This is a genomic window from Acinetobacter sp. AYS6 (assembly GCF_025630795.1).
Taxonomy (GTDB): Bacteria; Pseudomonadota; Gammaproteobacteria; order Pseudomonadales; family Moraxellaceae; genus Acinetobacter.
Genome location: NZ_JAOTNV010000002.1, coordinates 38,841 through 48,826, shown reverse-complemented (window position 1 = coordinate 48,826; position 9,986 = coordinate 38,841). Strand labels below are relative to the sequence as shown.

The following is a 9,986-nucleotide window of genomic DNA, read 5'->3' as shown; positions in this document are numbered from 1 at the left end:
ATTCCAAAGATTCCAAAGATTCCAAAGATTCCAAAGATTCCAAAGATTCCAAAGATTCCAAAGACATATTAGAGCAAATGCTCTACTCTCAAACTATATTTCTCTCTATCTTGTTATTTGCTGTGATTACTTTTAATTATTACTGATTTATAGATAGTTCCACGTGGAACATTGAATTGTTTTTTTGATCCTTAAATAAAAAAAAGCAGGATTACTCCTGCTTTTTATCACTACACAACTTTACTTAGTCAGTGAACGTTACACGAGCAATTGCTTTTTTACCTGACTGAATAATGAAAGTTCCGTTGTCTTTTACAGAGAAACTTGCATCAATAACATTCCAATCAACTTTTACTGCACCGCGCGCTACAGCATCTTTTGCCGCAGCTGCATTTGGATTTAGACCTGCTACACGTAGAATTGTGGCAATAAAGATTTCTCCACCAAATTCACCACGTGAAATCGTTACTTCTGGGGTGTCTTCTGGTACTTCACCTTCTGTAATAACGTTACCAGCACTTTTATGTGCATTAGCGGCAGCTTCTGCATCATGGAAACGCTCAACGAGCTCCAGCGCAAGAATACGTTTTACTTCTTGTGGATTACGACCAGCAGCAATTTCATCTAATAAAGTTTTGATCTCATCTAGAGATTTAAAACTTAATAAATCGAAATATCGTTCAATTAGCGAGTCTGGCATTGATAAAACTTTTTGGTACATTGCCCCTGGTGTATCAAATACACCAATATAGTTACCTAAAGATTTAGACATTTTATTTACGCCATCTAAACCTTCTAGAATCGGAACAGTGATACACACTTGAGATTCTTGACCATAACGACTTTGTAAAGTACGTCCCATAAGTAAGTTAAAGGTCTGGTCTGTACCGCCTAACTCTACGTCAGCTTCAAGTGCAATTGAGTCATAACCTTGAACTAAAGGATATAAAAACTCATGGATTGCAATCGGCTGATGGTTGCTATAACGCTTTGTAAAGTCATCACGCTCTAACATACGAGATACGGTTTGCTGACTTGCTAACTGAATGAGGTCAGCAGCAGATTTTTGATTAAACCATTCTGAGTTAAAACGTACTTTTGTTTTATTCGGATCTAATATTTTGAAAACTTGTTCTTGATAAGTTTTAGCGTTCGCCTCTACTTGTTCACGTGACAACGGCGGACGAGTTGCGCTTTTACCAGTTGGGTCACCGATCATCGCGGTATAGTCACCAATCAAGAAGGTAACTTCATGGCCCAAATCTTGGAAAGTTTTTAGTTTATTAATAAGAACCGTATGTCCTAAATGTAAATCTGGCGCAGTAGGGTCAAAACCAGCTTTAATTTTAAGAGGACGATTCTCTTTGAGCTTTTTCAGTAAATCTTCTTCTGAAATAATTTCGTGCGTGCCTCGTTGGATGAGGGCAAGCTGTTCTTCGGCGGGCAAGAAATTTGACATCACAAAACCTAAACACATCAGTTATTCAATTTGTGCGATATACTAACATTTTTTCAGCGTCTTGCAGGGGAAGTTGCATATGAGCGCAATCTATATCGGCGTAATGACTGGCACTAGTATGGATGGTGTGGATATTGTTGCGGCTTCATTTGAGCCACTACAGCTTCATGCCACTCTTACGGTTCCATTCGAACCCGAATTACGTGATGAGCTTATGGCATTAACTTTACCTGATGACAATGAAATTGACCGCATGGGTAAAGCTGATGTTGCTCTAGCCAAAATGATTGGTCATGGGATTAATACTCTCATTGAAAAAAACCAGTTAGATCGTAGTCAAATTAAAGCAATTGGGTCGCATGGACAAACCATTCGTCACCGTCCAGAACATGGATTTACACTACAAATTGGCGATCCCAACATCATTACTGAAATCACTCAGATTCCGGTTGTTTCAGATTTCCGTCGTAGAGATATGGCAGCAGGCGGTCAAGGCGCACCATTGGTTCCAGCTTTCCATCAAGCACTATTTCAACATCCAAGTATTCATCGTGTGATTTTGAATTTGGGTGGTATTGCTAATGTGAGTATGTTGCCTGCCAATAATGCTGACGGCGTATTTGGTTTTGACACAGGTCCTGCAAATATTTTGATGGATGCTTGGTGTCATCGCCATACAGGTCATCCATATGATGAAAATGGTGATTGGGCTGCTTACGGTCATCCTATTCGTTCGTTACTCGACCGTCTTCATGCTCATGAATATTTTTCTAAAGAACCTCCTAAGAGCACAGGACGTGAAGATTTCAATATTGACTGGTTAGATGACCAGTTAATCGATTGGCGAAATGATTTAACTTATGATGAGTTAGAAGATACCCCTGAAAACATCCAAGCTACCCTACTAAAGCTTACTGTGCGTGCCATTCAAAAAGCGATTTATCGCTCTGAGATGGAAACAGGTGAAGTGTATGTATGTGGTGGTGGTGCTTATAACTCTTATTTATTAGAACAATTACGCTGGCGTCTTCGTAAGCACAATTGGTCTGTTCAACCTACAGACGTCTTAGGGCTCTCCCCTACTTGGGTCGAAGCTACAGCTTTTGCTTGGTTAGCAATGCGTTTTGTAAATGGTTTAAGTGGTAATTTGCCAGCGGTAACAGGTGCATCGGATTTCAGAATTCTAGGCACGATCACGGCGGTATAAAACTATTTATTTATTGATTGATTGGCCAGATTCGACCTCATAGCACATTTACTGACCCGAAATGCTGTTATTTAAATGAGCATAAAAACTCATGATAAATGCCGACAAAAATAATTTAAGGCATGTTTGTATGGATCTGACTAAACGTATTCATCAATACACACGTGGGGCTTGGACATTCGATGTGATTGATTCAGGCCCTCTAGATGGTCCACTCGTTGTTTTATTGCATGGTTTTCCAGAAACTGCTCATAGTTGGGAGCAAACCTCTGAATTATTGCATCAGCATCAATTTAGAACGCTTGCGATTCATCAACGTGGTTATAGTTTAAATGCTAGGCCTCAAAGCCGCTTTCAATATTCACTGAGTGAACTTGTAGAAGATGTGGCGAGTTTCATTGAGCAGCTTGGGCAGCCAGTTTATTTAATTGGGCACGATTGGGGCTCGGCAATCGCTTCGGGCGTTGCTATGAAGTATCCACAATATATTCAACATCTCACTTTAGTTTCTGTGCCCCATCAAGCTGCTTTTTTAAAAGCCTGCTTAAGCAGCAGACAACTTTTTAAATCTTATTATTTTGCAATTTTTCAGCTACCGATTCTGCCCGAACTTTTATTTAAAAAGATACCTAAATTGGGCCGTAAGTTTCTTAAGTCATCAGGTATGACCGAAGAGCAAATTGCGATATTCGAGGCGGAGTTTATAGAAGAAAATAGATTATCTACGGCGTTGAATTGGTATCGTGGCTTTTTTTGGGACAAGCCTCAAAATCCGTTTAAAGCAATAGATGTTCCTACTCTTTTTATTTGGGGTAAACATGATATTGCCGTTACAGAAAAAAGTGCCGAGCTAAACTCAGATTATTTTAAAAATAGGTATGAGGCAGTTTTTATGGATGCGTCACATTGGATTCCATATCAGAATGCGCCTGAACTGGTGCAATACTTTTTAGAATCTGTTCGTCAAAAATAATAATCTGATCAATAAAAAAACCTCTCGTCATGGAGAGGTTTTTTAAATTTTAAAATTCTTTTAAATCGAGAATGAAGAACCACAACCACATGTTGTTGTTGCATTCGGGTTTTGGATAATAAAACGCGACCCTTCAAGGCCTTCTACATAGTCAACCACTGAGCCAATTAAATATTGATAGCTAAGTGAATCCACAAGCATTTTTACATCGCCATTTACGAATTCTGCATCATCTTCATTTACGCTTTCAGCAAAATTAAAGCCATACGAAAACCCTGAACAGCCGCCTCCCGTTACATATACACGTAACATGAGATCGTCATTCCCTTCACTATCACGGAGTTGGCGTACCTTATTGGCAGCATTATCTGTCAAAACTAGAGCTTGGGCATTCATGATGATTGTTCCTCGGATTTTGCTGTGCCTTTCAAAATAAAAAAGACCCTATATTGAGTATAGCATAATCAATATAGGGTCTGTCTTCGAAGTTTAAAGCCAATCTTGAGTATTTTTATCAAGATTATTTGTAATTCTCGTCTTGTAAGCCACATTCGAAGTTTTTAGCATCTTGTTTACAACGGAACTGCCATAGTAGTTTCATCATGCGTTTATCATACACACCGCGTTGTGTAAGGTTAATTCGTGATTCACGCATGAGCTTTTGGTAACCCGGCTTATCGGCTGCTGGGACATCCATCCAGTATTTTTGTGGAATATCAGCTTTCATCTTACCCAAGATGGTAAAAGCACGTGGTAACTGACCTGAAACCCATTCTCTAGATTTCTGACCAAAACCAGCTGGGAACTTATCAGGACGGATAATAATATTTCCGGTGACCTGTAAGATCGGATAGTTCACGATCGCACCTTTTGTTCCTAAACCTTTTTGTAACTCTAAAGGTTTAAATGCTGCTGCTGGCGCACCGATAATATCAACCTGATGGTTATTAAATTTCGCGCCGAAATTTGTTACGTCAGCACTAACAGCCTGTGCCCCGACCTGCTGAACCATAATTTTTTGTGCTTCATCATAGTCAAGAACAGCAATTTTCTTACCTGCGGCTTTCGCTACTGTATTGATGCTGCGATCGTTTACTAAAAGGTAAGCATCACCAACCGGAATAACACCGACAACCTCATAGCGACCATTAACCATATATTTACTAAAAGTCGGACTCGCTAAACCTTGCATCACTTTTACAGCAAGCTTGAGATCAGGGATGGCTCCGATTGCGTCTAATGACCCTGTGAATGAGTTAAATTGACGGCCACGCATTCCTGACACACTAATCCCATCACATTTGCCTGCTTTAAAATCTTCAGCAATCACAGCTTCATTTTGGTTTACTTTAAGTTCGATATCAGCTCCCCAGTTTTTAGCAGCAAGTTGATAATCCTTCATCAGCGCATAAACATCGCCATTTTTACCAACGAAGTCAAAAACACATACTGTCTGTTTAGCCTGAGCTGCAAAAGAAACTGTAGTAAGTCCCATCGCAAGTAATAGCATTTTGGAAAATTGCATATTCTTTTTCCTTTCCTTGTGGAGTTTTTGTTTTTCGATACCAAGAAATTTCACACCGATATGGTATGAATCGGATAGGCCTCATATAAAAATCATGTTGGAATATTTGTACAGACCCTATTTGCTTTTATGATTTTATTTCCATGAAAAATAGATAGTGATTAACCTACCTATTAGCAATTATTTTAATCACTCAAGTCCTTGATCCATTTTTATACCTTCATGTTTCCTTATGAAGTTTTTATCTAAATTTAGCTTAACGTCTTTCTAACTAACCACAATGGCAGAATTGACAGGACATAGAAAACAAAAAGCCTAGAACTCAGTCTAGGCTTCTTGAAAGAAATTGGGATTATTCACCAGGCATTGAACATTCAAAGTTAGCCTTGTCTACAGAACAACGTGCTTTTTTGAGTACAGACATCATTCCTGCATCGTAAACACCACGTTTAGTTAAGTCCATACGGCCATCACGCAACATTTTTTGATACTTAAGTTTATCTTCTGCACTTAAGTTCATTTTGTATTTGCCAGGAATTTGCGCTTCTAAACGGTTGATCATTGCAAAGCTCTTCGGTAACTGTTTAACAAACCAGTCACGAGATTTTTGTCCAAAACCAGCTGGGAATTTATCAGAACGTAATACTAGATCTGCTGTAACGTGTAGAACAGGGAAGTTCCACATTACACCGTTTGCACCTAAACCTTTATTTAACTCTAATGGTTTGTAAGCATAAGCAGGCGCACCTACCATATCTACCTGACCATTGTTAAATTTCGCAGCAAAGTTTGAAATATCAGAAAGAACTGCTTGAGCACCTACGCGTTGCACCATAATTTTTTGTGCATCGTCATAGCCAAGTACGGCGAATTTTTTACCCGCAGCTTTTTCAACAGAATTGATGTTTTTGTCACGTACGAAAATGAATGCTGAACCTAGCGGAGAAATACCAGCAACTTCGTATTTTTTACCACCCATATTAGTGGTCATTTTTGCTGCATTACGCGCATCTAATACATAAGTAATTGCACGTTGAGCGATTTGGTTATTTGGAACACCACCGAGTGAGTCGATAGATCCTGCGAATTTGTTATATTGGCGTGCACGCATTGCTGTCATTGCTACAGCATCACATTTGCCTGCTTTAAAATCATTATCAGCAACAGCCTCGTCCTGACGAGGAACTAAGTTAATTTCAGTACCCCAGCCTTTTGCAGCTAGAGCCCATTCTTCCATCATTTTATATGAGTCGCCTGCTTTTCCTAAGAGGTCGAATACACATACGGTACTCGCTGCTTGCGCTGAAGCAGAAAAACCAACAACAGAAGCGGCAGCCATAGCAAGTACGATTTTTTTCATTTTCTTCATCCTTCCACGGAACAGATTTTTTGTTTGAAGTTTCCTTTCAAAGACAGATATTAATCATGTTTTTTAGAAAAAAATAGAGCTTTTACTCAAATATTTTTATCTAATTGAACCATTGTTTGTTCAATTTAAATTATTTATTAGTAGTAAAAATCACTAAGTTTCCGTAAGTTACTTTTTATATTCACAATTTTCATACCCATATTCAGCTTTGAAATATATGTAGCGTTTTTGTGTTTAAAAAATCAACTACTCTCCATTCAGGGTACATTCAAAATTTGTCCGTTCCACTGTACAGCGAGCACGCTTAAGCACACTCATCATGGTTGCATCGTATACCCCTTGTTTTGTTAAGCTGAGGCGACCTTCACGTAGAATTTTTTGATATTTAGTTTTATCTTCTGCTGAAAAATTCATTTTAATTTTTGAGGGTACACCTATTTCTAGTCGTTTTACCATGGCAAAGTTCTGAGGTATTTGTTGTATAAACCAATCACGTGACTTTATTCCAAAATCGACTGGGAACTTATCACTTCGAGTAATTAAATCACCCGTAACGTTCACCACCGGAAAAGTAAACATAGCCCCATTCGTTCCAACACCTTTGCCAATCTCTAGTGGTTTATAGGCATAAGCCGGTGCAGCAATTGCATCGACTTGACCACTATTAAACTTTTTTACAAAATCGGTAATTTCAGAAGGAATAGGTTTTGCGCCAATACTTTCAATCATAATTTTTTGTGCTGCATCATATTGCAAAATAGCAAATTTAGTCCCACGCACTTTTTCAATTGAGTTCAGGTTCTTATCTTTCACAAATAAATAGGCTAAACCAATCTGGACAATACCGACGACCTCATAATTTGTTCCATTCTGCGTAGTTACCATACGATTTTTATTGCGTTTATCAAGAACGTAGCTAATTGCTTTTTGGGCAATCGCATTACTGGTTACCCCACCAATCGCATCAATCGAACCTGCAAATTTATTATAATTTCGCGTCCGCATAGAGGTCATATAAGCGGCATCACATTTACCTTCGCGCAGTCTACGGTCAACCAAACCTTCATCTTGAAATGGAATTAAGGTGATATCTGCTTGCCATTCTTTCGCTGCGAGAGCCCACTCTTCCATCATTTTATAGGATTCACCTGACTTTCCTAATAAATCAAACACACAAACATTTTGTCCCGCTTGCGCTGTTCCCATAACACAGCAAAATACTGTGCCAATTATCCCCAATCCTTTTTTCATTTGACTTTCCTTAGTCTATTTCTATTAGTAGCTCATTTATCAACCAAATCTTAAACTGCTTTTATTTTAGTCATATTTTTTTAAATGTGTTCTATCTTGTTCAATATTTTGAAAATTTCGGATGAATAGCTGAGTCTAGAGTTTTTCTATTTCTACAATTATTGACTGTGACTCACTAAAATCCGGAATGTTTTGTTTTCATCGGCAGTTGTCTTTAAAATACAGCATCCCTAACTCACCTCGATACAATAAGATGATTCAATTTGACCAAGTTTCTTTACGCCGCGGTGGACGTATTTTATTTCAAAAAGCGTCTATGCAATTACACCCAGGTTGGAAGATTGGTCTAACTGGTGTAAATGGTGCAGGTAAATCGACGTTATTTGCTGCATTACTTGGGAGTTTAGGTGCCGATGAAGGTTCACTTACTCGTCCTTCAGGCTGGACCGTAGCGCATATGGCGCAAGAAATAAAAGCCTTAGATATGCCTGCAATTGATTTTGTTCTTTCAGGTGATGAAGAGTTTTGGGATATTCAAAATAAGCTTGCTCAACCAGATCAACTGAGTGACTTTGAATTGGCTAAATTGCATGGCCGATTTGATGAAATTCATGGTTATTCAGCGCCCTCTAAAGCTGCGCAGCTCATGGCTGGTCTTGGTTTTCTAGAAAATCAATTACGTTTGAACGTTGAGAGTTTCTCAGGTGGATGGCGGATGCGTTTAAATTTGGCGCGTACCCTCATGAGCCGTTCAGATTTATTATTACTAGATGAACCAACAAACCACTTAGACTTAGATGCAATTCTGTGGTTAGAAGATTGGCTTAAAGCCTATGAAGGTACACTCATCCTCATTTCGCATGACCGTGACTTTTTAGATGCGATTACAGATCATATTCTTCATATTGAAAATCAGGAACTCACGCTTTACACCGGAAACTACTCTACATTTGAAACTACGCGTAGTGAACGTCTTGCCCAACAACAACAAGCTTTTGAGAAACAAGAAGAAACACGTGCTCATCTACAAAAGTTTATTGACCGTTTTAAAGCAAAAGCGACTAAAGCTCGTCAGGCACAAAGTCGTATTAAACAACTTGAGCGCATGCAGCAACTTGCGCCCGCTCATGTAGATACGCCGTTTACCTTTAGTTTCCGTGAACCGACCAAAATGAGTTCTCCTTTGCTGACTTTAGACAATGCCAGCATTGGTTATGGTGATAAACAAATTGCCGAAAAAATTAGATTACAAATTACACCAACTTCACGTATTGGTTTACTTGGTATGAACGGCGCGGGTAAATCGACCTTAATTAAGAGCTTAGTAGGTGATTTACCGCTCTTAGCGGGTGAACGAAAGGCGTCAGAATTACTTAATATTGGTTACTTTGCCCAGCACCAAATGGATGCTTTAGATGGCCATGCTACTCCAATGTTACAAATTGCCCGTTTAGCAGACAAAAAAATTAGTGAAGCCACCTTACGTTCTTTTTTAGGTAGTTTTGGCTTTAGTGGTGAACGCATGGATACGCCATGTGAAACCTTTTCTGGTGGAGAGCGCGCTCGTTTAGCCCTCGCACTGATTGTATGGCAGCGTCCAAATGTTTTAATTCTGGACGAACCGACGAACCATTTAGATCTTGATATGCGTCATGCATTGAGCATGGCATTACAAGACTTTGAAGGTGCTGTTGTACTGGTTTCCCACGAACGTCAACTCATTGCAAGTGTTTGTGACGAGCTTCTTTTAGTGCACGGCGGTAAATGTACCGAGTTTGAAGGCGATTTACAGGATTATGCAAAATGGCTCCGTGAAGCACGTCAGCAACTCATCAATGCTCAAACTGCTGTGGCGCAGAATAATTCGTCCTCTACCACTGCCGCCCCAGCTAAAGTTGACAAAGAAGCGCAGCGTAAAGAAGCAGCTCGCCGTCGTGAACAAACTCGACCTATTCGTAAAAATATCGAAAAAGTTGAATCTCAAATTGAGAAACTTCAACCACAGCTTGTCAAAATTGAAGAATCTTTAGCAGATACGTCTTTATATGATGCGGCACGTAAGGATGATCTACTCAAACTTATGAATGAACAAACTGAGTTAAAGGCTAAACTTGAGCAATATGAAGAGCAGCTTTTAGAACTCATGATGGAATTAGAAGAGATGGAAACTTCTTTTGATTAATCTATTTTCCAAAATAAAAA

At 39.1% G+C, this 9,986-nt stretch carries 8 protein-coding genes; 3 read left to right on the top strand and 5 right to left on the bottom strand.

Annotated elements, in window-relative coordinates; all coding sequences use genetic code 11:
* Nucleotides 1–244: 244 nt before the first annotated feature.
* Nucleotides 245–1,477 (bottom strand): tyrosine--tRNA ligase, encoded by a 1,233-nt coding sequence (gene tyrS, locus OD757_RS00680; RefSeq protein WP_009392842.1) that lies wholly within the window; start codon nucleotides 1,475–1,477, stop codon nucleotides 245–247.
* 61 nt (nucleotides 1,478–1,538) lie between these two features.
* Between tyrS and OD757_RS00675 the strand changes: the two genes are divergently transcribed.
* Both OD757_RS00675 and OD757_RS00670 read left to right on the top strand, forming a co-directional pair.
* Nucleotides 1,539–2,666 carry an anhydro-N-acetylmuramic acid kinase gene (locus OD757_RS00675; protein WP_252611094.1) on the top strand — a complete coding sequence of 376 codons (1,128 nt, stop codon included), beginning with the start codon at nucleotides 1,539–1,541 and terminating at the stop codon, nucleotides 2,664–2,666.
* Between the two features lie 130 nt (nucleotides 2,667–2,796).
* Nucleotides 2,797–3,639 carry an alpha/beta fold hydrolase gene (locus OD757_RS00670; RefSeq protein WP_263030531.1) on the top strand — a complete coding sequence of 281 codons (843 nt, stop codon included), beginning with the start codon at nucleotides 2,797–2,799 and terminating at the stop codon, nucleotides 3,637–3,639.
* 60 nt (nucleotides 3,640–3,699) lie between these two features.
* On the opposite strand, the gene erpA is transcribed toward OD757_RS00670, so the two are convergent.
* The 4 genes from erpA to OD757_RS00650 all read right to left on the bottom strand — a co-directional run bounded on the left by erpA (nucleotide 3,700) and on the right by OD757_RS00650 (nucleotide 7,784).
* Nucleotides 3,700–4,035, bottom strand: coding sequence for an iron-sulfur cluster insertion protein ErpA (gene erpA, locus OD757_RS00665; RefSeq protein ID WP_003656048.1), 336 nt, complete (start codon nucleotides 4,033–4,035; stop codon nucleotides 3,700–3,702).
* A 124-nt stretch (nucleotides 4,036–4,159) separates the two neighbouring features.
* Complete coding sequence (locus OD757_RS00660; protein WP_009392891.1) at nucleotides 4,160–5,164, bottom strand: putative solute-binding protein; 1,005 nt, start codon at nucleotides 5,162–5,164, stop codon at nucleotides 4,160–4,162.
* Nucleotides 5,165–5,516: 352 nt separating this feature from the next.
* Nucleotides 5,517–6,524, bottom strand: a complete 1,008-nt coding sequence (locus OD757_RS00655) for a putative solute-binding protein (RefSeq protein WP_002115480.1) — start codon at nucleotides 6,522–6,524, stop codon at nucleotides 5,517–5,519.
* A gap of 255 nt (nucleotides 6,525–6,779) precedes the next feature.
* Nucleotides 6,780–7,784 carry a putative solute-binding protein gene (locus OD757_RS00650; RefSeq protein ID WP_263030530.1) on the bottom strand — a complete coding sequence of 335 codons (1,005 nt, stop codon included), beginning with the start codon at nucleotides 7,782–7,784 and terminating at the stop codon, nucleotides 6,780–6,782.
* A 253-nt stretch (nucleotides 7,785–8,037) separates the two neighbouring features.
* Here OD757_RS00650 and OD757_RS00645 point away from each other — a divergent pair, with 253 nt between their 5' ends.
* Nucleotides 8,038–9,966 carry an ATP-binding cassette domain-containing protein gene (locus OD757_RS00645; RefSeq protein ID WP_263030529.1) on the top strand — a complete coding sequence of 643 codons (1,929 nt, stop codon included), beginning with the start codon at nucleotides 8,038–8,040 and terminating at the stop codon, nucleotides 9,964–9,966.
* The last annotated feature ends 20 nt before the right edge of the window (nucleotides 9,967–9,986 follow it).

What these genes read in the sequence shown, in the direction of transcription:
- OD757_RS00675 (WP_252611094.1), top strand. Translation starts at nt 1,539, where the DNA reads ATGAGCGCAATCTATATCGGCGTAATGACTGGCACTAGTATGGATGGT.
- OD757_RS00645 (WP_263030529.1), top strand. Translation starts at nt 8,038, where the DNA reads ATGATTCAATTTGACCAAGTTTCTTTACGCCGCGGTGGACGTATTTTA.
- OD757_RS00660 (WP_009392891.1), bottom strand. Translation starts at nt 5,164, where the DNA reads ATGCAATTTTCCAAAATGCTATTACTTGCGATGGGACTTACTACAGTT.
- erpA (WP_003656048.1), bottom strand. Translation starts at nt 4,035, where the DNA reads ATGAATGCCCAAGCTCTAGTTTTGACAGATAATGCTGCCAATAAGGTA.
- tyrS (WP_009392842.1), bottom strand. Translation starts at nt 1,477, where the DNA reads ATGTGTTTAGGTTTTGTGATGTCAAATTTCTTGCCCGCCGAAGAACAG.
- OD757_RS00670 (WP_263030531.1), top strand. Translation starts at nt 2,797, where the DNA reads ATGGATCTGACTAAACGTATTCATCAATACACACGTGGGGCTTGGACA.
- OD757_RS00650 (WP_263030530.1), bottom strand. Translation starts at nt 7,784, where the DNA reads ATGAAAAAAGGATTGGGGATAATTGGCACAGTATTTTGCTGTGTTATG.
- OD757_RS00655 (WP_002115480.1), bottom strand. Translation starts at nt 6,524, where the DNA reads ATGAAAAAAATCGTACTTGCTATGGCTGCCGCTTCTGTTGTTGGTTTT.